The sequence below is a fragment of the Aliidiomarina shirensis genome (assembly GCF_003987345.1).
Lineage (GTDB): Bacteria > Pseudomonadota > Gammaproteobacteria > Enterobacterales > Alteromonadaceae > Aliidiomarina > Aliidiomarina shirensis.
This window is the reverse complement of sequence record NZ_PIPP01000003.1, coordinates 187,552-212,812: the sequence shown is the minus strand read 5'-3', so window position 1 is coordinate 212,812 and position 25,261 is coordinate 187,552. Positions and strand designations below refer to the sequence as shown.

Below are 25,261 nucleotides of genomic sequence, written 5' to 3'. Positions count from 1 at the left end.
GTTTGTTGCTCTAATAAAAAGCTAAATAAAAACATATATTTAATTCTTTCTAAAAGAAACGTTGACTCTCACTCAGATAGGAGTAGGCTAGCCGGCGTTGGATAGTAAATATTATTTAGAACTTCACTGCGTTGCCGTATTATTCGTAATTACCTCCGTCCTGTAGTATTTAATTTTGTTTTTATTTTCTCTCCGAATTATCGCCTCGAAAGGGCACTTTTATTTTATAAATTTCAGGATGTTAATTATGTCTAATACTGTAACTGGTACTGTTAAATGGTTTAACGAAGCTAAAGGTTTTGGTTTTCTAGAACAACAAGGCGGCGCTGATGTGTTCGCTCACTTTAGTGCAATCGTTAGCAGCGGTTTTAAAACTTTGACTGAAGGTCAAACTGTAGAATTTACTGTTACTCAGGGCCCTAAAGGTCCTCAAGCAGAAAATATCGTAGCTGTGTAATTTACATAGCTCACTAAAAAACGCGCCTTCTGGCGCGTTTTTTTATGGCTGAATGAAACCGTTTTGTTTACTCGGCTTGTTTACCAAGGAAGCCTTCCGGTAAGCACATCTTTTAGCATTACCCAATCGCCCATTAGGCTGTAAAGCGGGTGTTTAAACGTAGCGGGCTTGTTCTTTTCGAAGAAAAAGTGCCCCACCCAAGCAAAGCCATAACCTACCACCGGTACTAACCACAGTAACATCCAAGTGCTTGTGATAATCGCCGTAACAATAATAGCTAACACTAACAAGCTGCCAATAACATGTAAGCGCCTGCTGGTACGATTTTTATGTTCTTGTAGGTAATACGGATAGAACGCTTTAAAGCTCGAAAATGTATCTGGTACGGTGCGAATCATAGTCTTGTACTCCTAACGCTTTGATCAAAAAATAGCGCTATTTCCGTTTGGTTACAAGTTGGCCAGCAAAATCACCCTGAAGCGTGCTTTTTGTTTGAACTGTTTTGCCCTTAATACTTGAGTGATTTAGTCGGGAAATGTATAATTACGGGTATTCAAGATGGTATGAACATCATGGTTTGAACAAGAGGTAACAGGATGAGTGAACAAATCGATCAAGCTCTAGCGCGTAAATACGATGCTGGCTTCGTTTCTGCGATTGAATCAGATACTTTCCCCATCGGTTTGGATGAATCCGTTATTCGTCGTATTTCCGCGATGAAAGAAGAGCCAGAGTGGATGCTAGATTGGCGTTTACAGGCGTTTCGTTCGTGGCAAAAAATGAAAGAGCCTGATTGGGCACATTTGGGCTATGAGAAAGTTGATTACCAATCAATTTCTTACTACTCGGCACCGAAAAGCATGAAAGATAAGCCGCAATCGCTGGCAGAAGTAGATCCTGAATTACTGCGCACCTATGAAAAACTGGGCATTCCACTGCACGAGCAAGAGATGCTTGCGGGTGTAGCGGTAGATGCGGTATTCGATTCGGTATCGGTAGTAACCACTTTCAGAGCTAAGCTTGAAGAAGCGGGCGTTATCTTCTGCCCGATTTCTGAAGCCATCAAGAAATACCCTGATTTAGTTAAAAAGTACATTGGTAGCGTGGTGCCGCGGAGCGATAACTTCTTCGCTGCATTAAATAGTGCCGTATTTACCGATGGTTCATTTGTTTATATTCCAAAGGGCGTGCGTTGCCCAATGGAGCTTTCTACCTATTTCCGTATCAACGAATTAAACACCGGGCAGTTTGAACGCACCCTGATTATCGCCGAAGAAGGTAGCCACGTAAGTTACCTCGAAGGCTGTACTGCGCCTCAGCGCGATGAAAACCAGCTGCACGCGGCAGTGGTTGAATTAGTAGCGCTGGATAATGCCGAAATCAAATACAGCACCGTGCAGAACTGGTATCCGGGTGATGAGAACGGTAAAGGCGGTATTTATAACTTTGTGACCAAGCGCGGTATCTGCGAAACCAACGCTAAAATTTCCTGGACCCAAGTTGAAACCGGCTCGGCGATTACTTGGAAATACCCAAGCTGCATCTTGCGTGGCGATAACAGCGTAGGTGAGTTCTATTCTGTTGCCTTAACCCGTGGCCGCCAACAAGCGGATACCGGTACGAAGATGATTCACCTTGGTAAGAACACGAAATCGACCATTATTTCGAAAGGTATTTCTGCAGGTAATAGCAGCAATGCTTACCGCGGTTTGGTGAAAATGGGCCCGAAAGCCGATGGCGCACGTAACTTCACCGAGTGTGATTCGTTGTTGATTGGTGATAAATCGGCGGCACACACCTTCCCGTATATTGAAAGCTCGAACCCTTCAGCCATTGTTGAGCACGAGGCTACCACTTCGAAAGTAAGTGATGATCAGCTGTTCCTTTGCCAGCAACGTGGTCTTGATACGGAGAAAGCGGTATCGATGATTGTGAACGGGTTCTGTAAAGAAGTATTTAAAGAGTTACCGATGGAGTTCGCAGTAGAAGCGGGCAAATTACTTGAAATTAGTCTTGAAGGTTCAGTGGGGTAAATGATGTTAACCATTAAAGATTTGCAGGCCAGTGTTGAAGAGAAAACCATTATTAAAGGGCTTAATCTCACTATCAACCCAGGTGAAGTGCATGCGATCATGGGCCCCAATGGCGCCGGTAAGAGTACGCTAGGTTATGTGTTATCGGGCCGCGAAGGCTATGAAGTAGAAAGCGGAAGTGTTGAATTTGAAAAGCAAGATCTACTCGAAATGGAAGTAGATGAACGCGCGCGCGCCGGTATCTTTTTGGCATTCCAGTATCCGGTGGAAATTCCTGGCGTAAGCAATATGGAATTTATGAAGGAAAGCGTAAATGCGGCACGTAAAGAGCGTGGCGAAGAGCCACTTTCGGCCGCTGAGTTTCTGAAAACTGCGAAAGCAGCGTGCAAACAAGTAAACCTGCCGCTCGATTTCTTGAAGCGTGGCGTGAACGAAGGCTTTTCTGGCGGTGAGAAAAAACGTAACGAAATTATGCAGATGATTTTGTTACAGCCGAAACTTTGTATTCTTGATGAATCAGATTCCGGCCTTGATATTGACGCATTGAAAGTAGTGGCCGATGGCGTAAACAGCCAACGTGATGGCAAGCGCAGCTTTATTGTTGTAACCCATTACCAACGCTTGCTTGATTACATTCAGCCTGATTTTGTGCACATTCTTGCCGATGGCAAAATTGTGAAAAGTGGCGGCCCTGAGTTAGCAAAAGAAGTTGAAACCTCTGGTTATGCGTGGCTTGAAGGCCATGAGGAGGCAAGTGCATGAGCCAGTGGTTAGCAAACGTTCTTGATCGTGCCAGCACGGTTAACGATTGGCTGAGCCCTGTTCGGCAAACTGCACTAGCAACGTTACGCGAGCAAGCCTGGCCTACGCGCCGCACTGAAGCATGGCGGTATACATCGCTGCATGAAGTGGCGGAATTAGAACTTAAGCAAGCAGGCAACAGCGCAAGCGTTGCGAATGCCGAAGCTCCGGCTATTGCAGGCTTAAACAGCCTTGATTTGGTGTTTGTAGATGGTCAGCCGGTTACCGATTTTAGTATGTTAACCTTGTCTGCCGGCGTTACTGTTACCCAATTGCACGGCGTGAATGCCGAGCAACAAGGGCGGATTAGTGAACTATTTAACCAGGCAAAGCCTGCGCACCATTTATTTGGGTTGGTGAACGATGTTTTAGCTGAGCAAGGTGTGGTTATTGATGTTGCCGCTGGCGCTGATGTTCAACAGCCTATCCGTATCGTGAACTTTGTTACCGATGGCGTGGAATCGCATCACCGTGTGCTTGTGAACGTGGGTGATAACGCGAAAGTTACCGTTATCGAGCATGGTGCAGGCAATGGCCATAGCATGAATACGGCATATGCTGAGTATGTGCTCGGTAGCGAGAGTAAATTAGAGCACTATCGTTTTGCCATGCACGGCCAAGAAGCCATTCACATGGGTGGCAGCCATTTTAAAATGGGCGAAAGTTCACGTTTGAATAGCACGATTGTGGGCTATGGTAGCCGCTTAACGCGTATTGATACTGATGTGATTCATGCCGCTGAACATGCGTTTGCGAAAATGAATTGTATTTACTTGCTGGCGCCAAAAGAGCATTTCGATCTTCACACTACCATTGAGCACGCGAAGCCTAACGGCACCAGCGAAGAAAATGCCCGTGGTATTGTTGGCGATAAAGCGAAAGCTGTATTTAATGGCCGTATTCATATTCATCGTGATGCGCAAAAAACACTGGCGGAGCTGAACAACCGCAACTTGTTGTTATCGCGCGGTGGCCAAATTAATACCAAGCCAGAGCTAGAAATTTATGCCGACGACGTGCAGTGTGCGCACGGTGCAACGGTGGCTGAAATAGCTGAAAAAGAACTTTATTATCTGCAAACTCGTGGCATTCCACGTAGCCAAGCATTAGTGATGTTGAACTTTGGCTTTGTGCAAGAACTGGTAAACCAAATGCCGAATAAGGCATTATCAGAATGGTTACAGCCGTTGTTGCGTGAGCGTTTCAGTGCCATGGAGACAAAATGAGCTTAGATGTTCAAGCGTTACGCCAAGAGTTTCCGATTTTAAGCCGTGAAGTGCACGGTAAGCCTTTGGTTTATCTCGATAACGCAGCTACGACGCAAAAGCCGCAAGCGGTGATTGATGCGTTGGTGAATTATTACAGCCAAAGTAACTCTAATGTGCATCGTGGTGCCCACTTTTTAAGTGATGAAGCTACCCGCTTGTATGAAGATTCGCGTACAGTTATGGCGAATTTTATTAACGCCAACGCCCGTGAAGAAGTGATTTGGACTAGCGGTACTACCGAAGGCATTAATATTGTTAGTAAAGGCATGGCGCAGCGCTTAAAAGCAGGCGATGAAGTGGTGGTTACCGAGCTTGAACACCATGCGAATTTAGTTACGTGGCAGCAAGCTTGTAAAATCAGTGGTGCAACACTGCATGTTGCGCCAATTGATGATAACGGTACGTTAGATCGTGAAGCCTTTACGCAGCTGCTGAGTAAAAATACGGTGTTTGTGGCCATGCCGCATATTTCGAATGCTCTTGGCACGGTGAACCCGATTGTTGATTTAATTCGTCAGGTGCGCACGCATTCGCCAAACGCGCTCGTTCTCATTGATGGCGCGCAAGGCATTGCTCACGGAAATGTTGATGTGCAGGCCATTGATTGCGATTTCTACGTGTTTTCCGGCCACAAAGTATTCGGGCCAACAGGCGTAGGCGTACTTTGGGGCAAGCAGGCAGTGCTGGAAGATTGGCCAGTATGGTTAACCGGCGGCGAAATGATAGCTTCAGTAAGCTACCAAGATGCTACTTGGGGTGCGCTGCCGAATCGTTTAGAAGCGGGCACGCCCAATATTGCCGGTGTGATTGGTTTAGCCGCGGCTATTCGTTGGTTCCAACAGTTAGATATGAGCGCGGTGCAAGCGCACGAGAAAGCGTTGTTGCAGCGAGCTGTTGAGTTGGGCGGTGGCATTGAAGGTTTACGCCTCGTAGGGAATGCCAAAGATAAAATTGGTGTGTATAGCTTTGTTCTTGAAGGTTCACACCCCGCCGATGTTGGTTTCTTGCTTGATCGCCAAGGTATTGCTATTCGCACTGGTGATCACTGCGCCCAACCATTAATGGAACGGCTTGGTGTACCAGGTACTGCGCGGGCTTCATTTAGTATTTATAATACACTCGAAGAAGTTGAGCAGTTGTTTGTTGGGTTGAAAAAAGCCCAAATGATGCTTGCTTAAAGGAGTTGCTATGTCAGTTGAAAGTTTTGTTCCTGAATCTCGTGTGATTACCGTAACCCCAAGTGCCACTAAGCACTTTGAGGCAAAAATTGCGGCAACACCGGAAAAGATAATCCGTTTATCTACCAAGCCCAGCGGTTGCACGGGTTATGCTTATGTTGTTGATCTAGCTGATGTACCGGAAGAAGGCGATGAAGTTGTTGAAGTGAACGAAAAGCTCACGCTCGCGGTGGCGAAATCAGCGGTTCCAATGTTGCGAAATACCGAGCTTGATTACGTGAAAGAAGGTATTAACGGTATTCTTAAATTTAATAACCCTAACGTTGTTGATGCCTGCGGCTGCGGCGAAAGTTTCAGCGTAAGTTAACTTCTGTAAGGCAAATATGCACAAGATTGTTACTACCACTCGCGATTGCAAAGCGCGCCGTGTGCCTACTGGGGAAGTGAAAATCATTCCTGGCGGTGAATTCGTAAACATTACGCAAGATCTCGGTGGCAACTACACCGTAACTTGGGGCGGCAATATGTTGCGTATTGATGGCACCGATGCCGATGCTATTGGCCGTAAGCCTACCGTATTGAATTTCCCTGAACCGGAAGATGGCAAGGTTTCTGAAGCGCAAGTTTGGGAAGCGCTGGAAACGGTTTACGATCCTGAAATTCCGATTAACCTTGTATCACTTGGCTTGATCTACAAAGTAGTGGTTGATGCCGAGCAAGGTGTTGTAACTATTGATATGACACTCACCGCACCAGGCTGTGGCATGGGCCCTGTGTTAGTGGGCGATGTGGAATATCGAGTGGGTATGGTGCCGCATGTGAAAGACGTGAAAGTGGAGCTGGTGTTTGATCCACCTTGGTCGCGCGATATGATGAGCGAAGAAGCGCAACTCGAAGCGGGCGTATTTTTTTAGAATTTTAAGCAGAACGCTAATTTTGAACGTGAGAACAACATGAACTTACCAAGCACTACCGAAATTATTGAAGATATTGAGTTTCTCGACGATTGGGAATCTCGGTATCAGTATATTATCGATCTTGGTAAAGCATTACCGAAGTTACCTGAAGAAGAACGTGCGCCAGAATTGAAAGTGAAAGGTTGCCAGAGCGATGTGTGGATGATTACACAAGAGAACAATGGCGTGCTTAGCTTCCGTGTTGATAGCGATGCTATGATTGTTCGGGGCTTATTAGCCATGGTAATGGCAGCGTATAACGAGAAAAAGCCGCAGGAAATTACCGAGTTTGATATTGATGGGTATTTTGCGGCGATTGATTTAGAGAATCACTTATCGCCAACTCGTGGCAATGGTTTGCGCGCTATTGTAGGCAAAATTAAAGCGATTGCTGCCGAAGCGGCTTAATTTTGCTAACGGTACTTTCTCTAACGGTATTAGGGATAGTAACGAAAATACGCTTGCCGAGAAAACTTAAAAGTAGGTAAAAGAGTTGGGAATAGGCGCGCCAGATAGGCGCGTTTTTTTGTGGGTGATCGTTAGAAAAGTGCTTTATGAACGATAATAATGGCGAAGGCTTAGAAAGCGTAAATTCGAGCAAGAAACCCTAATTTAGGCTACATTTATAGATACGTAGGCAGTTAAGGGAACCATATTATAATTTCAATACCTAATGGTATAGTAACTGCTAAAAGTGGAAGTTTAATATATAGTTGGCGTAAACCTTCATTTTGGATATAGAGTATAGGCTTGATAATTACGAACAATTTGGCGTGAGTGATTGAGCGTGAATGGCGGTATCAATATGAACGTATTTAAGCGGAAAGTTAACCTAAGTATTCTGGCGCAAACCGCGCTAGTTATGGGTGCTCTGTGCATTTCGCTGCCTGCTTTTTCATTAGAGCGGGAAGAAAGTGAGAAGCCAAAAGCGGAGAATACAGAGAACGCAGCCGTTTCTGCGCCTATGGCTCCGGTTAGCTCGGTATTCTATTTGGATTGCTCACACTTGGTTTTCGATAATTTCTTTGAGCAAGAACTTACACGAGCCGAACGAGTTACCTTGCTAAATGCGAATATTGAGGCGAATGTAGGTAACTATGAAGCTTGTCGTGCAGCAGCCAACGAATCGGCGCAAGAGCGGATGGTAAATGCGGGTAGTGTTGGATTAATCGATGGTGGCGATGGTGCTGAGCTCGCTAGTGAAATACCAGAAGACCTTGAACTTGATAGTACTGAAGATACGGCACCCCCGGCTTCTGCTTCGCGCAACCATAGCGGGGCAACTGGCAAAGGTGGCACGTCAACCGTTTGTGATGCGATTAAGCAAGGCTTGGCCGGAGCAAAAACAGAATCCGAAAAGGCTCATTTTGAGAAACTTAAAAACGATTACGGCTGCCAGTAACGGCAACGGATATAAAGAGTAGGGAGCGGGTATGCATTTTTCTAAATCAATGGTTCAGGTAGTTCGTAAATTCCTAATACTAGGTATTACTGCTTTCGTGTTAACGGCCTGCCAAACAGGCCCTGATGTTCGCCACGTGGGACCAAGCATGACGGGCCCTTCTGGTTCAGGTACGTTGGGCAATAATCAACGTAACTACACCTATAATTCCGATATTTATTTGAATGTTGCAGTACCTGTGTTTGATCCGGGCTTGCCATTGGATAGAAACGGCAACGTGGATTACGAGCAATTGGTAGAAGATGATATTTGGCCACAAATTCGTCGTCTTGAAGCAAATCGTTTTGCTCTAGATACAAAAAATGCATTAAGCAAAACGAATTCGTTTGGCTCGATTGATGTAACACCTGACACGAACTCTTCAGCTGATCTATATGTGTTGGGAAAAATTAATCATTCTGATACCGAAACCATTAGCATCAGTGTGCGGGTAATGGATGGCACCAATGCGCTTTGGGGTTCGCAAACCTTCGAATATCAGGTGAGCGAAGGCTTTTACCGCGATGCATTCAATAGTGGTAACAACCCGTATGAGCCGATTTTCACCAGCATCGCCAATTACGTTTATGATTTATTACGTGAGAAAAGTGAAGCTCAGAAAGCAAATATTCAAGCGGTAACGGAGCTGCGTTATGCGGCTATGTATAGCCCAGAAACGATGGGTTCTTACCTTGAGCAAAAATCAACCCGGAACGGCGTGGTGTACAGCATCAATGGCTTTCCAGCCGATGAAGATCCAATGCTACAGCGTATTCGTTTGATTCAGGCCGAAGAGCAAAACTTTATCTCTGAGCTGCAAGATAACTATGCGGCTTACTATCAGCAAAGCGATTCGAGCTATAGCGATTATCACCGCGAAACCTTACCCATTGCTGCTTCTATTCGCCGCGAAAAAGCACAACGCGGCCGTAGGCAAGCCACGGCACTACTCGCCGCAGTAGGTGCTGGTTTGCTAATGAAAAACTCAGGGTCAACAGCCGGTGAGATTGGCGCCATAGTGTTGGGGGCTACTTCGCTGTATAACGTAGGCGGTGCTATTGAGAACAATCGCAATCTGGATAATCAACGCCAGCTACTTAGCGAGATGGGCCAGAATCTGGATATCGAAGTAACGCCGCAGGTTATTGAATATCGTGATCAAACGATTGAATTACAGGGTAGCGCACGTGAGCAATATACCCAGTTGCGGGCGCAACTCTTAGAAATTTATAAAGTAGAGGCGACACCGGATCAGAATCTGTAGCGCAGCTTGATGGGCAAGAAGTAAGAGGTGAGTTGTGTCTAACATTGATGATTCGATATCCGAAGTAAAAGCCGCGAGGCTGAAGCTCGTGAAAAAGGTAACGAAAGTGGCGTTTGTATCGCTACTTATCGTTGCCCTCGCGGCACTTTTGTATTTTTTAATTTTAAGCGTAACCAAATCGTTTAATTCCGATTCGGATAAGGCGCTTACAGAAGTTTCGAGAACGAATGGTGCGCTGGAAGCTGAAGAACCAAGCAACCAGCCGCCTATTGATTCTGCTGAACGAGCGGCTATCCAGCAACAACTTTCCGATACGCGCCAGCGTTTACAGCAGGCAGGTGCCAACGCTGCTTTTAATGCTTGGCGGCCGGAGCAATTCACTACTTTTCAGCAAATGCTGGAAAATGCTTATGCGTTATACACCGATGCTGATTACGCTGGCACCCGCGCAGCGCTCAGCGACCTTAATAACGCCATAAGCCAACTTGAAAATGAATATCAAGCTGCCTTCACGCAAGCGTATGAACAAGCATTCGCTGCGTTTTCTGATGGTGAAATATCCCGTGCGCGATTATTGAATACCGAAGCGCTTCGAATTAACCCTAGTTTCACGCCGGCGTTAGAACTCCAGCCTCGATTAGAGGCTTATGAGGAGGTTCAGGCCTTGTGGTTGCAAAGCCAAACGGCGCGCGCAGAGAACAACCCACTTCGGGAAATTGAGTTGTTAGAAAGCTTGCTAGCATTAGATCCGAACCATGAACAAGCGGCCGAAAGAGCCCAAGAAGTAAGTGCTGAGCTTGCCGAGCGTGCATTTCTAAATGCGCTTGATCAAGCACTACAAGCGCTTGATTCGGGGGATTTGGATAGAGCAGCAACCGCTATAAATCGAGCCGCACAAATTGATGGAAGTCGTGCAGAAATAGCGAATGCCCGTGCGCGCTTAACAAACGCACGGGCGGAACAAGAGTTGGCACAAATTGAACAACAGTTGGCGCTATTTCAAGAGATCGATGAATGGGCTACGGTGGCTATGGTAGCCAGTAATGCGTTGCAGAAATATCCCTCGCATAGTGTTTCGAATAATGCCCTAACGCAAGCAAGCGCCATTGTGCAAACGCAGGCACAACTGCAACGATATATCGATAGCCCACAACGGCTTGCTGATTTAGCTGTGTTGCAAAATGCACAGGAAGCGGTTGCAACGGCTCAGCGTTATGAGCAAATCAGCCCACGCCTAAGTAGTGCTATTGAAGAGTTGCAACAGCTCATTGAAACAGCGAACCAGCCAGTAACGGTAGTGCTCACCAGTGATAACCGGACGCATGTTCGAGTGCTGGGTGAGGGTGTAGTGGGCACTCACTCCGAATACTCATTTTCGTTAAAACCCGGCACATATCAGTTTGAAGGACGGCGTGAAGGATACCGCTCAAAGATTATCACTGTGGTGGTAGAACAATCGGCCGCACCGATTGCCGTTACCCTCATCTGTGATGAGCGGATTTAAAAGGAGTAAAGGTTGAACGCACTTGATAGCGCCATTGATTCTGGCGTACGTAAACACCGATTATTTGCGATATTAAGCGGAAGTGCATTGGTGATTGTACTTGCCGTGTATTTGTTTTGGCTGTTCTTGTTGCAAGGCTTCACTGTCATTGTTGCGCCTAGCGAAGCCCGAGAGCAGGCGGAATTTCGCACCGTTTCTGGCGCTGGTTTCATGCTCGGTAATAAGCTTTACTTATTGGGTAGCAATTCCACCATAGAGGTACGCGCGCCATTGTATATTAGCCAAGATGTTAATGTAGATAGCAGCACAGCAAGCAATATTGAGGTAACGCTGAAGCCGCAACCTGCGGTACTCGTTGCCACTATCACCCCAAATATTACCGATGCATTATGGCAAATCGATGGCGTAACCCTTGATGAGGGCGCAAATTTTCGGGTTGAACTTCCGGAAGGCGAATTTGAGTTATCTGTTGCGCACCCGTTTTATCAACCGCAAAGTACTATCATTACCGCTTCTAAAGGTCAGCAGCTGAGCCATGAGTTTTCATTAAAGCCGGTTGTAGGTGAGATGCAAATAAACTCAGTGCCCGTAGGCGCTGAAGTTTCGCTCGATGGCGAAGTGGTGGGAAACACGCCGTTACGATTAACACGTAATGGTGGTAGCTACGACATTCGGCTTGAGGCCGAAGGTTACGAACCGGTAACCGATACGGTGCGGCTAAGTGTGGGTAACGAACGCGCCACACGAAATTATCAGTTGGAATTATTAAAAGCTACGTTGCGTGCAGCCATACAACCCACTGGGGGTATTCTCACGGTAAACGAGCAACCAATAGCAAGCCCGGCCCGGGTGAACGCCAATCAAACCTTGCTGGTACGTTATGAAAAAGAAGGTTATTGGCCCGCTTCTGAACGTATTGAGCTCGCGCCCGGAGAAGAGAGCACGGTGCCATTTAATCTGCGAATGCAAATGGGTACGGTGAATATCGCCGCCAATGTGCCTGCAGACGTTTACATTAATGGCGCTGCGCAAGGGCGAGTGCCATTGCAGCTAAGTTTACAAACCGTGCCGCAAATCGTTGAATTCCGGCGAGAAGGTTACCGTACTTTGCAATTAGAAGTTCGGCCATCAGCATCGGCGGAGCGAAACGTTACTGCCGAGTTACTAACGGAGTTCGATGCTCGTAGAGCGGAAGGGCGCCCGTTATTTGCCAATACGATTGGAATTAACCTGTTACCGGTAAGTTTACAAGCATTTACGATGGGTTCGCCGCTGAGTGAAAGTGGCCGAAATCGAAACGAAGTGGAGCGCCCGGTAACCTTTACCCGGAATATTTGGCTTTCCACCCATGAAATCACAGAGGGGCAATATGCCCGATTTACCGGCCAAGGCGATACTACCAGCGAGCTACCGGTAACGAATGTGAGTTGGCTCGATGCTGCACGCTTCACGAATTGGCTGAGTGCACAAGAAGGTTTATTGCCATTCTATATTATTCGGGGCGATACGTTGGTTGATGTGCGCCTTGATTCACGTGGCTATCGCTTGCCTAGCGAAGCCGAGTGGGAATTTGTAGCGAAACATTTTCGCCGCGCAGCACGCACGCAATACATTTGGGGTAATCAATCGGTATTGCGTGATAACCAAGCTAACTTCGCCGATGAATCGTTACGCGGCGAACAAACCTTTGTGCTCCGCGATTATGAAGATGAACACAAAGGCAAAGCGCCGGTAGGGAGTTATCCTGCGGATAGAAATGGATTTTATGATCTGGCGGGCAATGTGCGTGAGTGGGTGCATGATTACTATCAGTTACAACCAATAAGTAACGGAAATATCGCGCCTACTGCGGAAGATTATTTAGGCCCAGACAATGGCAACGGCCGCGTGGTTAAGGGCGCTTCATACCTTACGGGACAACTGGAATTGTTGCGCGCAAGCGCGCGTGCACAAGGCACAGAACCGGCGGCTGATATAGGTTTCCGCATCGCGCGTTACCATAACTAATGTGGGCCGCGTTTTATCAGGATTTGTTACAGGTGAAAAAGTGAAAAGACGATTAATTATCATAATTTCGATACTCATTTTAGCGTTGGCCGGAGCCAGTGCTATGGCGTACTTTGTGTCGCTTGATGCGCCACAAGATTTCCCGACTAATATTTAACCATCGGCACGAATACTACAATTAGGCTAAGCATATGAAAATCAATAATCCGAATGCATCAATGAACCCAGGCGTACTGGTGAGTTTTATTGTAGTGGCCATTTCATTTACCTTGGTGCAGTTATTTTATGCTGGCATGGTTAGGCCCGCAGCTGAGCAGTTGGTGAATGCTGAAGGCACGATTGCATTATCATCGTTGTGGGTAATTTTGAACGGCGTAGAGCAGCAAATTTGTATATCGCTAATGCTGGTTTGTATCTTCTTGATGGCCTATAAAATTTGGCGCTTAGTTGATGAAGAAGCCATTTATAGCCAAGATTTCTTAGCTGAACACGATAAATCGGAGCCGCTGAATGTAAATTTGGCACTTAGCCAATTGGAAAGCTCGAAGTATCGAGAAAACCCAGCCCTCGCTACATGGATTAGCTGCATTCGCCGCTTTAAACACACGAAGAACGTACAGCATGCTGCCGATGCGATTGAATCGTCGGTTGATAATGTGTCGGCGCAATTGGAAAGCGGGAATAATATGGTGCGCTTTTTAATTTGGGCGATTCCAAGCTTAGGTTTCGTAGGCACTGTGCGCGGCATCGGGCAAGCATTAGCGCAAGCTGATGATGCGTTAGCCGGTGATATTTCGGGCATGACGGCATCGCTTGGATTAGCGTTTAACTCAACATTAGTAGCCTTATTGATTTCGGTATTGTTGATGTACGTTATGCATTTACTGAACAGCCGACAAGATGCCATGGTGTTAAAAATCCAGGGCTCTTGCGAAAAAAATCTGCTTTCTCACCTGCATAACTAGGCGAACTTTTTATGCGTTTGAAGCGGCGAAATAACGATGCTTTTAATATGTCATTTCTCGATGTTATGGCATGTGGTTTGGGTGCGGTTATTTTAATTTTTATCCTCGTTGATTTTTACGCGGCAACTATCGACCCGAGCGATGAATTAAATCGCTTAGATGCGGAAATTGCTGCGGCAACCAGCGACGAAATTGAAATCTCAGAAGCGATTGAAGCCACTCTCGCCGCGATTGCCGAAGAGCAAGCAAGGCAAGATGGCTCGCAAGAGGCACAACAGCTTACCTTGGCGCAACAACAGCAACTGCTGCAGCAATTATCGACTGAGCTTGCGGTTATTGCAGATCTTGAAGAGCAGCTTGCCGCCTTGGCAGACATCGAAACACCAGATTCGAATATTCGGTTAAGTGGTACCGGTGAAGAAAACTACATTACGGGCATGGTGGTTGAAGGCCGGCAAATTGGTATCTTATTCGATAAATCAGCCTCCATGATGGGTGATAGCCTGGTGGATGTGCTGTTGGCCTTGAGCTATGCACCGGAACAACGTAAGCGCACCGCTAAATGGCAACGCAATGTGCGCGCCGCTAAATGGTTGCTCGCACGTTTGCCGGAAACCTCCCGCGTTACCGTAGTTAGCTTTTCTGATTCGGCGAGCGTGTTGGGCCCGAACAATGTAAACCCTGTGCCGGCTACTAGCTCGTTGCGGCAAATTGCCGATGAAATAGATGATGTAACACCGGACGGCGGTACGAATTTATTACTCGGTATGCAAACGCTGTTGGCGGCTAACCCAAATATTACGGATATATACCTAGTAACTGATGGTTTACCTACTTTGGGTGAAGGTTTGGGTTTGCGTTGTCGAAACTTCATTTCTCGGCAACGTTCAATATCCTCTGAATGCCGGCAAGAACTGTTACTGGAAACGGTGAAGCGTGTGCCCGGTAATTATCGAATGAACATTATTTTATTGCCGCTAGAGGGCGACCCTTTCGCACCGTCAATGTATTGGGAATGGGCCAACTCAACACAAGGCCGATTCTTGGCACCTTCGCAGGAGTGGCCATAATGCGTAGAGTGAAACGGGCTCCGGTAGAAATTTTTAGCCTATCTTTTTTAGATATTATTTCGTGTGCATTTGGTGCAGTAGTGCTGCTTGTGCTGTTAGCTCGGAACGCAGATGTGCCCTCGGATGCATCCGCTTCGGAAGTTACGGTGCGTATTGAGCAATTACTTGCCGCACAGAATCGTGTTGCTGATCTCAGCGCGCGTTTAAATAATGAGTTAGAAACCTTAGATGAAGCAATAGCAGCCGCCAGTGCCGATGAAACCGATGCCGAAGCGTTAGAGCAATCTATACCGCGGGCGCAAGAGAGCATTGCCCAGGTGAGGCGGCAGGCACAATCGCTGCGGAATGAAATTCGTTTTGAGCAAGCTCGGTTGAATGTACCTAGTTCTGCTGATGAGCCTTCCCCAGAAGCGGGTGGTATACCAACCGATGCCGATTATGTGATTTTTGTAATCGATAATTCAGGCTCGATGTCGGCCGATCAAGGTTGGCGGCAAGTAACGCGTGTAGTAGAAGATATTATCGCAAGCCATCCGGAAATGAAGGGCTTCCAGATTATGGCCGCCGATGGCAGTTTTATGTACTCGGGCCAAGAAGGACGTTGGCTACCCGACACAACGACGATGCGCCAGCGTGCTATTCAAGGCTTAGCAGGATTCCGAGGTGGAGCAAGTGCACCAGAGGTGGGTATTCTGCGGGCGATTGAGCTGTATAAAAACGAACAAGATAAAGTAAGCTTATATGTGTTTGGCGATGATTTCCGCCCGGGAACACTCGATCAGGTGGTTACTGAGATTACGCAAGCGAATATGCGGCCCAACGGAACCGCCCGGTTCAGGATTCACGGCATTGGCTTTCATCGTGCCAGCTATGGTAATGCCGCGCAATTTTCGGCTTTCATGCAAGCTGTAGCGAAACGAAACCGGGGCGCTTTTGTAGGGTTACCGAATTAAATTGGCAAACAAATAATGCAAAGCAGTACACAATCAACGCGTTCACCGCGAGCGTTTTATCGGAATGGCCCTGATCATCGCCGGGGTGAAAATGTGAGTTTCCGCGATATTGTACAACGCTTCTATTTTTATCGAATTAAAATTGGGCGTTGGGTAACCGCCGAAGAAGAGCAAGTAAGCGCTAACTTATTCTATGATGCACTCTGTGATCTACAGCAAATATTAGCAGTACCGCCTGCCGTTATCTCTATGAATGGAGAAGTGGCACTTACGTTTGGTAGTGGCGGGCAACTTGGTGCTTCTGCGCATTATCAACCCACCGGCCGTATTCTGGCCCTTACTAAAAATGCTGGCGGCGGTAGCTTGGCGCATGAATGGTTTCACGCCTTTGATCACTATATTGCTAACAAGCTTTTTCCTGAGATAAAGAAAAAGAATGCATTTGCCAGCAGCACTTGGTTGCAACGAGATGATTATCACCCGCATGCTTTAAACAAGTTACTGCACAATGCATACCGGACGTTGTTTTTAACTGCTGAAGGTGATGCCGCCAATGAATTTGTAAGCCATTGCCAAGCCGTTGATGCCGCCAATAAATCATTGTATTTCAGCTTGCCAGAAGAACTCGCGGCTAGAGGATTTGAAAAGGCCATACAGACCTTACCGCAGAAGAATCACTTTTTAGTTTCAGGCTGTTTAAAGAGTGAAACGGCACTTGCAGGTTTATACCCAGCAAGTGCGCTGAATGCTCAACTACAAAAAGCCTGGCTTCGTTATTTCGCTGCCTTAGGTAATGCCTTAGATAGGCAATCGGTGCTCTCTTAATACCTAATTTAGGCTTAATTCAACAGGGTTTATTGGCCATCAACTTAGCCAAAAACGGTAACCGTTTGTCGGCTAATTGCCACTAACTTGCCATCATTATCCCAAATATGTGAATGAGTATGGCCATACCCATCGGCGGCATAATCAATGTATGCCACATATTGCCACCAATCGCTGGTGCGCTTTGTGGTTGGCAGTGGCTCAGGAAATTCTATCGTCCAAGTAAGTGAGCTGGCGGGCGCGGGGGCATCAAGGTGCGGCAACACAGCCGGTGGCCATGCGTCTACTAAACCTAGGAACAAACCAATATCAATAGGGCTATCTTCTTGCGAGTAGCGCATCCACCCGCCAAATTCACGCGATGGGTTATTGCTAAATGGCATTCCGCCCACACTTACACGATAATCGTAGTGGTTCGTAAATTCGGGGCTTAGCTTTGATCTAGGGAAAGCTGGGCCTTGTTCGCGGGGAGGCACTTTTGCGGTTGGCGTATCGGTTACTTTAACCGCTGAAGGGCGCGATAACCCGAAGGTTACTAAGGCGCTGAGCATTACTGCATTATCTTGCTCAATCTCGATACTTACTTGTGTAACGTTTTTTCCTTCACGAAGAATTCTACGTTTTAGTTGCGCTTTCCCAGCAGCTAACGGGCCTACGAAAGAAATGGTAAGCGCACGAACTTGCTGATTTGGGTTCACACCATTTAAAGCATGTTGGTAGGTTATACCCGCGGTAAGGCCACCAAATAGAGCTCGGCCTTGATTCCAACCTTCAGGCAAATGCAATGTTTGGTTCGCTTCGGAACCAATGGAGGCTAATACTTCTGAGAACTGCATGTGATCATCCATTTTAAAACGAGCGTTTGATTTTATCGATGAGTTTAACCACAACAAGCTTTGAATTCCAGCCTAAACTAGGCTTTGTAATACAAAAGCATTCTATTAAGATGAGCTAAATTCATGATTCTTGGTATTTAACATGAAAAAGATTCAACTATTAGCGTTAGCAGCAGCATTAATTGCGATTGCAGTGCATTGGCTCATGCAAGCGCAAGCTTCCATGAGTGCTGCGCCCAGCGGGGGTGTGCTGTTGTTCGCGGCGTTAATTTCGTTGCCGTTGCTAGTGGCTTCAGCGGTGTTTTCTATAGGCTCGACTATCGTACTCTGCTCTGCAGAAAAGCGAGCTGAAAATGGCATTAACACGCCGTTCTGGTACTGTATTTTTATTAGCAATATCGTGCTTAGCGCATTATATCTGTATGTTTTTGCAACCTTTGTGTATTCTTTTATTTAGGCAGTAAACGCGCCAAGTACCGCTACTAAAAGGCTGATACATTGAATAATCACATCGCACAAAACATGAATGTTCAGACCCCTTTTCAACTCGTTCACGATCCTGCTCGCCACCAACGCAGCCTATTGAAATCACTATTAATAATAATCTTCATTTTTTCGGCCGTAATCGGCACCATCAATGTTGTAACCTTCGATAGCTGGCAAATCGCTTCGTTTAACTATACATCTATGATTTCAGCTATTTTGATTGGCTGGTTGTATCGTCGCACCGGTCACTTATTGGTTGCTTCTTGGCTACTGTGTGCGGCTGTTATTTTTAATCTCTTCTCGTTTATCTTGCTCGCCAAAGGTGGTGCCTACTCACTCATTTGGATTACTGTTTTGCCACCTATTGCATTCTTTTTACTCGGTAAGCGGGCCGGTTCATGGTTAACAGGCGCTACCTTTGTTAGCTTGCTCACATTTCTATTTTGGCAAATGCCCAATTTACCGAGTACGGCGTTTTCTACCGGAGCATTTTTGAATATCACCGAGGTGCTGCTCGGCCATTGGCTGATCTTTCGGCACTATGAAGGTTCGCGTGAAGCTGCATTTGCAGAAATGGAACGGCTATCTATCACAGATAAACTCACCGGGCTTCATAATCGCGCCAAGCTCGATAGTATTCTGGAGATGCAAATGGCTTATTTGCAGCGATTAGATCAGCCTTTCGTAGTGATGTTAATTGATATTGATTACTTCAAACGGGTTAATGATAATTTTGGCCATCTGCACGGTGATCAAGTGCTCCAAAAAGTAGCGTCTGTATTGAGCAATAGCGTGCGCAAAACTGATGAAGTTGGGCGTTGGGGTGGTGAGGAATTCCTACTACTCTGCCCCCAAACTGATTTAGCGTCGGCCATACAATTAGCGAATAGCTTACGTGAACAGATTGAACGAGAGGTGTCGACAGCAAATTTAACTATAACGGTGAGTATTGGTGTTGCGGAAATAAATAAGTATATGCCGGTAACCGAAGCGCTCGGGCGCGCCGATGATGCGTTGTATAAAGCAAAAGAAAATGGGCGCAATTGTGTAATGCATGCCTAAATAGCAAATATAAAAAACGGGCACTTCATACTGAAGTAGCCCGTTTTTTGTGTGCGAAGCCGAAGCCCCGCGAACCATACTCGATGTTTAATCTTCGATGCGGCTCGCCTTTAAGCGACGGCCTGCAGCCGATTCATTCACATTCAAGATATGGTCGCCAATCCGCTCTAAGCGATTCAGCATGTCCATGAATAGCACGCCTGAGCGGGCTGGATAATTCCCACTTTCAAGACGTAAATAGTGGCTGGCGCGGTACATATCGCGGCACCGATCAACCGCTTCTTCTTGCACCAATGCTTTTTCAAGATCCGCATCTTCAGGTTCTTGTGACACGTTTTCTTTCATGGTGACAACCGCATTGTTGACCGTTTCAAGCATTTCCGCCAATTCTTGTAACGCTTCTTCAGGCCAATCATTACGTGATGCTACTAAACGTTCAGTCAGTAGAGATACCTGGAAATAGATATCTGCAATACGCTCCATATCGTTGATCATGGTTTGCATGAAACGAATACGTTCGCTTTGTGAACGCTCTAGGTTGGTATGCTCGCTTACTCGAACTAGATAATCAGAAATTTCAATTTCTAAAACATCGGTAGCTTCTTCGTAGTTGCGTATTTTTTCCAGAAGCACAGCTCTATCCGCTTTCGGGTTCGTAGCTAGCTCGGTTAAGGCCTGATGCATTTTCTCGATAATATCTGCTAAATGCTGCGTTTCTTTATGCGCTTGTTCAATGGAGAACCCAGGTGATGTCATTGGGCCTGCACTGATATATCGCAAGTGAAACTCTTCTTCGCCTTTTTTATCGGGCTGAATATATTCAACGAAACGAATAATCATCGGCACAAAGGCGAATAGAAGTATAACGTTCATCACGTTAAAGAAAGTATGGAAGAACGATAAAGCGAGCGCCGCATTTCCCCTAACCGATTCATCATCACTGAGAATTGAAATAGGGTTCTCGGAGATATACTGGGTTAAATTATCAATGAGCATGATAACTGGATAGATCAGTATCATCATCCAAATAACGCCAATGATATTGAAGAAGAAGTGGAACCTCGCGGCCCTCTTCGCCTGCACATTCCCCACTAAGGCGGCAATATTCGCCGTTACAGTAGTACCTATATTCTCACCTAATATCATGGCTGCTGCGATAGGGAAGGATATCCATCCCTCGAACAACATGACTAGGGTAATGGTAGTGGCTGCCGACGATGATTGGGTAAGCAGCGTTAACACGGTACCGGCGAGCACGAAGATAATTAACGATAAGTAGCCGTAATCACTGAAAGCATCCATGAATGCTAGTATTTCTGGATTACTGTTGATATCAGGAACCGCACCTTTAATAAACTCAAGGCCGATAAACAAGATACCAAAGCCAACCATGGCCTCTGCGATATTCCGCATGCGGTTGTTGCTAGAGAATAGGAACGCAAAGAAAATACCAATTACTGCCAATGCGATTGGTGTAATTTGGAATTTGAAACCGAACAGTGCCACCATCCATGCCGTAATAGTGGTGCCAATGTTGGCCCCCATAATTACGCCGGTTGATTGCACAAAGGTAAGCAGCCCTGCGTTTACGAAGCTTACCGCCATAACCGTTGTTGTTGTTGATGATTGCGTGATGGCGGTGGTACCGAACCCGGTTACCACACCAGTTAACCGGTTCCGGGTCATGCCCGAAACGATGCCTTTTAACCGGCTACCTGCAATTTTTTGTAAACCTTCACTGAAAATTTTCATACCAAATATGAAAATACCCAATGAACCAACTAGTTGTAGAAAATCAAATAATGAATAACTCATAGGTTAAGCCTTTGATGTGGCGTGCTTTTGTTGGCAACACTGCCAGAATAATCGACACGGATTGCGTGACTACTTAGTTTGTACCGGCATTTTATAGAGCATTATCCGGAATTGAAATCGCTGTCGGGTTGAAAGTTTGTATTAATTTTCCGTAGTTTGAGCGCAACCTTTTGATATGTAACTAAAACACCGAAATTACAGTCATGAAACTGTCATAAAAAAATATGCATTGATTTTAATGTTTGGGGAAACTTTGCGGTAAAGTAAGAACAATCGGCTTCTGTAATCCCGTATTTAACGGTTGGAGTTCTTGCCGGAACATGAGGAGTACGGAATGCAATCTTATTATCCACAACTTGGTTTACTTGCGGTGTTGTTGCTTGTGGTGACATTAATAACGGCATGCCAACCGATAAGCGTGTTGAACTCAGTAGTACCCTCAGGAGCCTACTCTGTAAAAACCGATATCGCTTACGGCGATGAACCGCGGCAGGCTATGGATCTATATCTTCCCGCCGATGGAAAATACAATCAACACGTTTTCGTGTTTGTTTATGGTGGGGCTTGGGATCAAGGTAGTAAAGAAGAGTTTGAGTTTGTTGGTCAGGCATTCGCGCGTTTGGGTTATATTACGCTGATACCTAATTACCGTTTATATCCCGACGTTGAATTTCCTGCCTTTGTAAACGATGTTGCTATGGCCGTAGGTGACATGAGGAATCATTTGCCGGAAAATTGCGGGTTAGGCGATAGCATCATTTTAGCCGGCCACTCGGCGGGCGCCCATACCGCAGCACTTCTTGCTGCCGATAATCAATACTTTCAACAACACAACGCGAGCGACATCGAAATTGCGGCATTATTAGCGCTTTCTGGTCCTTATGATCTACCGCTGGATCACGACCGTGTGAAAGATAAGTTTAGCCAAGTAAAGGGCAATGAGGCGAACCCTGTAGCGCTTGCCACAGAACGTATGCCACCGACACTGCTTATCCACGGTGAGGCCGATACAGTTGCAGAACCAGCGCATGCAGAGAAGCTGCAAAAACGTTTAACAGAGTTAGGTGTTCCGGTAACTATGCATTTATATAGCAGTACTCGACATGCCTCAGTGGTAGCGAGCTTGGCAAGCCCACTCCGTTTTTTAACGCCAGTGTACGCAGATATTCAGGCGTATTTGGAAGAGCGTGAGCTCAACTTGCCCTGTGAATAGCACACACCAAACATAAAAAAGGCTGTAGCAATAAAGCTACAGCCTTTCGAGTATCTACTGGAATTGTTAGTACTTAGTTACCTGGCATCAAAACAGCATCGATAACATGAATCACACCATTATCAGCTTCGATATCGGCCGTTACTACGTTTGCGCCGTTAACGGTTACACCGTAACCGGTGGCATCGATGCTTAGCGAAGAACCTTCAACCGTATCGGCATCCGTTTGTTCACCCGCTAAATCTGCGCTCATCACCTTACCAGAAACAACATGGTAGGTTAGGATGGCAATTAGCTGATCACGATTTTCTGGCTCTAACAAGCTTTCAACTGTGCCTTCTGGCAATGCCGCAAAGGCTTCATCAGTTGGTGCAAAAACGGTAAATGGGCCTTCACCATTTAACACTTCTACTAAATCAGCAGCATCTAATGCGGCTACTAACGTACCAAAGCTACCGTTGCTGGCTGCGATTTCAGCGATAGTGCCTTTCTTCTCAGCTTTCTCTTCCATGCTGTAACCACTGCGTTCTTTGTTACCACCGTGATGGTCAGCAACAGCCAATCCGCTTACAGCAAAACTACCCGCTAGGGCGATAGACATAGCAATCGTTGTTAATTTAGTCATAGTATTCTCCATTAATTAACTGCTTTCGTCACTGTGCTGCGGTTTGCTGCACGAGTGCCAAACAAGTTACTGAATTAAAATCAGTATTTGTGGTTCAGTTAAGTTTACGAGGGATTATTAGATTTGGATGTTTGTTAACCAAACCTTTACGCGGAGAAGTGAATTGAAATTGTATCAGGAGCTTTGGGAAGTAGATATTCGGGCGTAATTTCAATGAATTACGCCCGAATATGAATTTATAAAAGTTTAAGCAGTGCTTTTGCTGTATTTTCCGATGAAGCCGGGTTTTGGCCCGTAACCAGAATGTCATCGGTAACTACATAAGGGCCCCAATCCTCGCCTTTTGAGTAGCTTCCACCGTTTTCTTGCAGCATATCCTCTACTAAAAACGGCACTATATCTGTGAGCTCTACCGCCGCTTCTTCACTGTTACTGAAGCCTGTTACTTTACGGCCTTTAACTAAGCTTTCGCCATCGCTCGCTTTGGTATGGCGAAATACCGCAGGTGCGTGGCAAACTGCAGCAACGGGTTTATTTTGGGAAACTGCTTGTTCAATTAGAGCTATAGAGTGCTTATCTTCGGCTAAATCCCATAGAGGGCCATGTCCACCGGGATAAAAAACCGCATCAAAATCATCGATATTGATATCACTTAATTTCTTAGTGGTTGCGAGTTCGGTTTTTGCGGTTATATCACCTTCAAAACGATCGGTTGCATCTGTTTGGAAATCTGGCGTATCGCTTCCTGGGTCTAAAGGAGGCTGACCACCTTTCGGCGAAGCCAAGGTTACATTTGCTCCGGAATCTTTGAATACGTAGTACGGAGAAGCGAACTCCTCAAGCCAGAAACCTGTTTTCTTTCCGGTATCACCTAGCTCGTCGTGTGAGGTTAATATCATTAATATGTTCATTGCTTTTCCTTATATGGGTTAACGCTTAGCGTAGCTGAAAAAAGATATTTCAGAATCGATGCACGTTAAAAAGTTTGTACAACTATTACCTTGGGGCACACACCTTAATCATCAAGGGCTTAGTTATTTTTCACCGTATTCACTGAGCAAATCAGCATTGGTAAACTGTTGAAAATCTTGCTTCGCATCATCACCCCACCAGTATTCTACGAACTGATAACGGCCTGAATTGCGGGTGTAAAAGCGATAACGAATCGGATTTTTTGAGTAATAATCTTGGTGATATTCTTCAGCCTTGTAGAAACGCCCGAGTTCGGTAACCGGCGTAACAATTGATGATGTGAATGGCCCTGTAGCTTTTAATTTTCGAACCGACGCCTCAGCCAACGCCTTTTGTTCTTCGTTGTGATAAAAAATTTCGGCGCGGTATTGCTGTCCCCGATCAACAAATTGGCCTTCGGCATCTGTTGGGTCCATGAAACGCCAAAATGCCTCGAGTAAGCCAGCATACTCGATTAGTTCGGGATCATAGAATACCTGCACAGCTTCTGTATGCCCGGTTCGGCCGCCGGCTACTTGTTCATACGTGGGGTTGCGTTCTCGGCCCCCGGTGTAGCCAGATATGGCTTCATGCACGCCCGAGAGTTTCTCAAACCCTTCTTCTACGCACCAAAAGCAGCCACCGGCAAAAGTTGCCACCGCCCGCTCTTTTTCGCCTTCAGCATTCGTATCTTGCCCGAACACTGCGCCAACGAGCGCATTCGATGCTGTGAGTACTGTGTATAAAACACTAATTAATATAATCTTTTTCATGCCTTCACCTAATGTGATTGGGTTCTGAAGCAAAGCTCAACTATCAATGGTTACGCGGCTTCTGTGCATTTGGCTTTGTTTAATATGTATCTTTACAGGCGCTGTGCAAATAATAATTGAAATACTGAAATTACACAGTATAGTGATGTATATACATATAATAGGTGTAAATATAAACAAGTGGTAAATAGAGAATCAGATGCGTAATTGGTTTGTTTTGTTTTTGGTAGGCTCGCTTTTTCTGCTTCCGTTTTCTGGAAGCAGCTCAGCTATGTCTATGCAAAACATGCCCGCGCAAAACACAATGAAACACCATAGCGATTCTGCCACCCTAGTTACACCTGAAACTGCCGCTGAGCACCATATGCCAGCAACAAAAGAAGCTACCAATGGCCACTGCAACACCGAAGTGCCTATGGTAGACATGTCGAATCAAGATACCCAAGCGCACCATACAGAAAATCATGAGCCGCAAAGCCATCATTCTGAGGTAGCGGAGGTTACCGCAACTGACACGCAAACCACGGATGCTGATTGTTGTGACGATCTTTCTGATTGTGGTACTAAATGCCCTGCCGATTGTGGCCATTGTGTAATGTTTGGCCATGGCTGCAGTGCAGCGCTTAACAGCCTTAATTTACATACACCCATTCAAGCCTTTTCATCATCGGTACTTGCCGCGTCGTTTTATTCATTACTAACCAGTAAACCAACACCTCCTCCTATTATCGCCTGATCTACAACTCGATTCGTTTCGAGTGATTCATCACGAATTCAC

At 46.0% G+C, this 25,261-nt stretch carries 26 protein-coding genes; 20 read left to right on the top strand and 6 right to left on the bottom strand.

Going from position 1 to position 25,261, the window contains the following annotated elements; genetic code table 11:
* Positions 1–247 precede the first annotated feature (247 nt).
* Positions 248–457 carry a cold-shock protein gene (locus tag CWE13_RS08375; RefSeq protein ID WP_007420064.1) on the top strand — a complete coding sequence of 70 codons (210 nt, stop codon included), beginning with the start codon at positions 248–250 and terminating at the stop codon, positions 455–457.
* Between the two features lie 80 nt (positions 458–537).
* Here CWE13_RS08375 and CWE13_RS08370 read toward each other — a convergent pair whose 3' ends face one another.
* Complete coding sequence (locus tag CWE13_RS08370; protein ID WP_126807689.1) at positions 538–855, bottom strand: Mpo1-like protein; 318 nt, start codon at positions 853–855, stop codon at positions 538–540.
* A gap of 198 nt (positions 856–1,053) precedes the next feature.
* Between CWE13_RS08370 and sufB the strand changes: the two genes are divergently transcribed.
* From sufB to CWE13_RS08295, 15 genes are all read left to right on the top strand, one after another.
* Positions 1,054–2,490, top strand: coding sequence for a Fe-S cluster assembly protein SufB (gene sufB / locus CWE13_RS08365; protein ID WP_126807687.1), 1,437 nt, complete (start codon positions 1,054–1,056; stop codon positions 2,488–2,490).
* The gene (sufC, locus tag CWE13_RS08360) at positions 2,491–3,252 is read left to right on the top strand and encodes a Fe-S cluster assembly ATPase SufC (RefSeq protein WP_420837038.1); all 762 of its coding nucleotides are present in this window, start codon (positions 2,491–2,493) and stop codon (positions 3,250–3,252) included.
* Positions 3,249–4,517 (top strand): Fe-S cluster assembly protein SufD, encoded by a 1,269-nt coding sequence (gene sufD / locus CWE13_RS08355; protein WP_126807685.1) that lies wholly within the window; start codon positions 3,249–3,251, stop codon positions 4,515–4,517. Before sufC ends, sufD begins: the two co-directional genes overlap by 4 nt.
* Positions 4,514–5,737, top strand: coding sequence for an aminotransferase class V-fold PLP-dependent enzyme (locus tag CWE13_RS08350; protein ID WP_126807683.1), 1,224 nt, complete (start codon positions 4,514–4,516; stop codon positions 5,735–5,737). The genes sufD and CWE13_RS08350 overlap by 4 nt, the downstream gene beginning before the upstream one ends.
* 10 nt (positions 5,738–5,747) lie before the next feature.
* A complete protein-coding gene (locus CWE13_RS08345) occupies positions 5,748–6,104 on the top strand; it encodes a HesB/IscA family protein (RefSeq protein WP_126807681.1) in 357 nt (118 codons plus the stop codon).
* Between the two features lie 16 nt (positions 6,105–6,120).
* Entirely contained in the window at positions 6,121–6,651 is a 531-nt protein-coding gene (gene sufT, locus CWE13_RS08340; RefSeq protein WP_126807679.1) for a putative Fe-S cluster assembly protein SufT, read from the top strand.
* Between the two features lie 39 nt (positions 6,652–6,690).
* Positions 6,691–7,101 carry a SufE family protein gene (locus CWE13_RS08335; RefSeq protein WP_126807677.1) on the top strand — a complete coding sequence of 137 codons (411 nt, stop codon included), beginning with the start codon at positions 6,691–6,693 and terminating at the stop codon, positions 7,099–7,101.
* A gap of 397 nt (positions 7,102–7,498) precedes the next feature.
* Positions 7,499–8,095 (top strand): hypothetical protein, encoded by a 597-nt coding sequence (locus tag CWE13_RS08330; protein ID WP_126807675.1) that lies wholly within the window; start codon positions 7,499–7,501, stop codon positions 8,093–8,095.
* 31 nt (positions 8,096–8,126) lie between these two features.
* Entirely contained in the window at positions 8,127–9,398 is a 1,272-nt protein-coding gene (locus CWE13_RS08325) for a hypothetical protein (RefSeq protein WP_126807673.1), read from the top strand.
* Positions 9,399–9,432: 34 nt separating this feature from the next.
* On the top strand, positions 9,433–10,902 hold the full coding sequence (locus tag CWE13_RS08320; protein ID WP_126807671.1) for a coiled-coil domain-containing protein: 1,470 nt from the start codon (positions 9,433–9,435) through the stop codon (positions 10,900–10,902).
* A 12-nt stretch (positions 10,903–10,914) separates the two neighbouring features.
* Positions 10,915–12,909 (top strand): SUMF1/EgtB/PvdO family nonheme iron enzyme, encoded by a 1,995-nt coding sequence (locus CWE13_RS08315; RefSeq protein WP_126807669.1) that lies wholly within the window; start codon positions 10,915–10,917, stop codon positions 12,907–12,909.
* A gap of 191 nt (positions 12,910–13,100) precedes the next feature.
* Positions 13,101–13,874, top strand: coding sequence for a MotA/TolQ/ExbB proton channel family protein (locus CWE13_RS08310; protein ID WP_126807667.1), 774 nt, complete (start codon positions 13,101–13,103; stop codon positions 13,872–13,874).
* An 11-nt stretch (positions 13,875–13,885) separates the two neighbouring features.
* Positions 13,886–14,944: a vWA domain-containing protein gene (locus CWE13_RS08305; protein WP_126807665.1), complete on the top strand. Its 1,059-nt coding sequence runs from the start codon at positions 13,886–13,888 to the stop codon at positions 14,942–14,944.
* Positions 14,944–15,897 (top strand): vWA domain-containing protein, encoded by a 954-nt coding sequence (locus tag CWE13_RS08300; RefSeq protein WP_126807663.1) that lies wholly within the window; start codon positions 14,944–14,946, stop codon positions 15,895–15,897. Before CWE13_RS08305 ends, CWE13_RS08300 begins: the two co-directional genes overlap by 1 nt.
* Positions 15,898–15,912: 15 nt before the next feature.
* The gene (locus tag CWE13_RS08295; RefSeq protein ID WP_126807661.1) at positions 15,913–16,722 is read left to right on the top strand and encodes a CLCA_X family protein; all 810 of its coding nucleotides are present in this window, start codon (positions 15,913–15,915) and stop codon (positions 16,720–16,722) included.
* A gap of 44 nt (positions 16,723–16,766) precedes the next feature.
* Here the strand turns inward: CWE13_RS08295 and CWE13_RS08290 are convergent, their stop codons facing one another.
* A complete protein-coding gene (locus CWE13_RS08290) occupies positions 16,767–17,558 on the bottom strand; it encodes a thioesterase family protein (protein ID WP_126807660.1) in 792 nt (263 codons plus the stop codon).
* Between the two features lie 142 nt (positions 17,559–17,700).
* Between CWE13_RS08290 and CWE13_RS08285 the strand changes: the two genes are divergently transcribed.
* The gene (locus CWE13_RS08285) at positions 17,701–18,015 is read left to right on the top strand and encodes a hypothetical protein (RefSeq protein ID WP_126807658.1); all 315 of its coding nucleotides are present in this window, start codon (positions 17,701–17,703) and stop codon (positions 18,013–18,015) included.
* A 41-nt stretch (positions 18,016–18,056) separates the two neighbouring features.
* Entirely contained in the window at positions 18,057–19,106 is a 1,050-nt protein-coding gene (locus tag CWE13_RS08280) for a GGDEF domain-containing protein (protein WP_126807656.1), read from the top strand.
* An 87-nt stretch (positions 19,107–19,193) separates the two neighbouring features.
* Here the strand turns inward: CWE13_RS08280 and CWE13_RS08275 are convergent, their stop codons facing one another.
* Positions 19,194–20,921 carry a Na/Pi cotransporter family protein gene (locus tag CWE13_RS08275; RefSeq protein ID WP_126807654.1) on the bottom strand — a complete coding sequence of 576 codons (1,728 nt, stop codon included), beginning with the start codon at positions 20,919–20,921 and terminating at the stop codon, positions 19,194–19,196.
* 334 nt (positions 20,922–21,255) lie between these two features.
* Here CWE13_RS08275 and CWE13_RS08270 point away from each other — a divergent pair, with 334 nt between their 5' ends.
* Entirely contained in the window at positions 21,256–22,134 is an 879-nt protein-coding gene (locus CWE13_RS08270; RefSeq protein ID WP_126807652.1) for an alpha/beta hydrolase, read from the top strand.
* A 73-nt stretch (positions 22,135–22,207) separates the two neighbouring features.
* Here CWE13_RS08270 and CWE13_RS08265 read toward each other — a convergent pair whose 3' ends face one another.
* The 3 genes from CWE13_RS08265 to msrA form a co-directional block, all read right to left on the bottom strand.
* A complete protein-coding gene (locus CWE13_RS08265; RefSeq protein WP_126807650.1) occupies positions 22,208–22,759 on the bottom strand; it encodes a fasciclin domain-containing protein in 552 nt (183 codons plus the stop codon).
* 236 nt (positions 22,760–22,995) lie between these two features.
* Positions 22,996–23,670: a type 1 glutamine amidotransferase domain-containing protein gene (locus tag CWE13_RS08260; protein WP_126807649.1), complete on the bottom strand. Its 675-nt coding sequence runs from the start codon at positions 23,668–23,670 to the stop codon at positions 22,996–22,998.
* A gap of 123 nt (positions 23,671–23,793) precedes the next feature.
* On the bottom strand, positions 23,794–24,483 hold the full coding sequence (gene msrA / locus CWE13_RS08255) for a peptide-methionine (S)-S-oxide reductase MsrA (RefSeq protein ID WP_126807647.1): 690 nt from the start codon (positions 24,481–24,483) through the stop codon (positions 23,794–23,796).
* A gap of 271 nt (positions 24,484–24,754) precedes the next feature.
* Between msrA and CWE13_RS08250 the strand changes: the two genes are divergently transcribed.
* Positions 24,755–25,219 (top strand): hypothetical protein, encoded by a 465-nt coding sequence (locus tag CWE13_RS08250; protein ID WP_126807645.1) that lies wholly within the window; start codon positions 24,755–24,757, stop codon positions 25,217–25,219.
* The last annotated feature ends 42 nt before the right edge of the window (positions 25,220–25,261 follow it).

Bases quoted from the DNA above. Each gene is read 5' to 3' on its own strand.
- CWE13_RS08275 (WP_126807654.1), bottom strand. From the start codon at position 20,921: ATGAGTTATTCATTATTTGATTTTCTACAACTAGTTGGTTCATTGGGT.
- CWE13_RS08375 (WP_007420064.1), top strand. From the start codon at position 248: ATGTCTAATACTGTAACTGGTACTGTTAAATGGTTTAACGAAGCTAAA.
- CWE13_RS08265 (WP_126807650.1), bottom strand. From the start codon at position 22,759: ATGACTAAATTAACAACGATTGCTATGTCTATCGCCCTAGCGGGTAGT.
- CWE13_RS08310 (WP_126807667.1), top strand. From the start codon at position 13,101: ATGAAAATCAATAATCCGAATGCATCAATGAACCCAGGCGTACTGGTG.
- sufD (WP_126807685.1), top strand. From the start codon at position 3,249: ATGAGCCAGTGGTTAGCAAACGTTCTTGATCGTGCCAGCACGGTTAAC.
- CWE13_RS08350 (WP_126807683.1), top strand. From the start codon at position 4,514: ATGAGCTTAGATGTTCAAGCGTTACGCCAAGAGTTTCCGATTTTAAGC.
- msrA (WP_126807647.1), bottom strand. From the start codon at position 24,483: ATGAAAAAGATTATATTAATTAGTGTTTTATACACAGTACTCACAGCA.
- CWE13_RS08270 (WP_126807652.1), top strand. From the start codon at position 21,256: ATGCAATCTTATTATCCACAACTTGGTTTACTTGCGGTGTTGTTGCTT.
- CWE13_RS08305 (WP_126807665.1), top strand. From the start codon at position 13,886: ATGCGTTTGAAGCGGCGAAATAACGATGCTTTTAATATGTCATTTCTC.
- CWE13_RS08325 (WP_126807673.1), top strand. From the start codon at position 8,127: ATGCATTTTTCTAAATCAATGGTTCAGGTAGTTCGTAAATTCCTAATA.
- CWE13_RS08330 (WP_126807675.1), top strand. From the start codon at position 7,499: ATGAACGTATTTAAGCGGAAAGTTAACCTAAGTATTCTGGCGCAAACC.
- sufB (WP_126807687.1), top strand. From the start codon at position 1,054: ATGAGTGAACAAATCGATCAAGCTCTAGCGCGTAAATACGATGCTGGC.
- sufC (WP_420837038.1), top strand. From the start codon at position 2,491: ATGATGTTAACCATTAAAGATTTGCAGGCCAGTGTTGAAGAGAAAACC.
- CWE13_RS08290 (WP_126807660.1), bottom strand. From the start codon at position 17,558: ATGCAGTTCTCAGAAGTATTAGCCTCCATTGGTTCCGAAGCGAACCAA.
- CWE13_RS08345 (WP_126807681.1), top strand. From the start codon at position 5,748: ATGTCAGTTGAAAGTTTTGTTCCTGAATCTCGTGTGATTACCGTAACC.
- CWE13_RS08250 (WP_126807645.1), top strand. From the start codon at position 24,755: ATGTCTATGCAAAACATGCCCGCGCAAAACACAATGAAACACCATAGC.
- CWE13_RS08300 (WP_126807663.1), top strand. From the start codon at position 14,944: ATGCGTAGAGTGAAACGGGCTCCGGTAGAAATTTTTAGCCTATCTTTT.
- sufT (WP_126807679.1), top strand. From the start codon at position 6,121: ATGCACAAGATTGTTACTACCACTCGCGATTGCAAAGCGCGCCGTGTG.
- CWE13_RS08295 (WP_126807661.1), top strand. From the start codon at position 15,913: ATGCAAAGCAGTACACAATCAACGCGTTCACCGCGAGCGTTTTATCGG.
- CWE13_RS08370 (WP_126807689.1), bottom strand. From the start codon at position 855: ATGATTCGCACCGTACCAGATACATTTTCGAGCTTTAAAGCGTTCTAT.
- CWE13_RS08260 (WP_126807649.1), bottom strand. From the start codon at position 23,670: ATGAACATATTAATGATATTAACCTCACACGACGAGCTAGGTGATACC.
- CWE13_RS08285 (WP_126807658.1), top strand. From the start codon at position 17,701: ATGAAAAAGATTCAACTATTAGCGTTAGCAGCAGCATTAATTGCGATT.
- CWE13_RS08335 (WP_126807677.1), top strand. From the start codon at position 6,691: ATGAACTTACCAAGCACTACCGAAATTATTGAAGATATTGAGTTTCTC.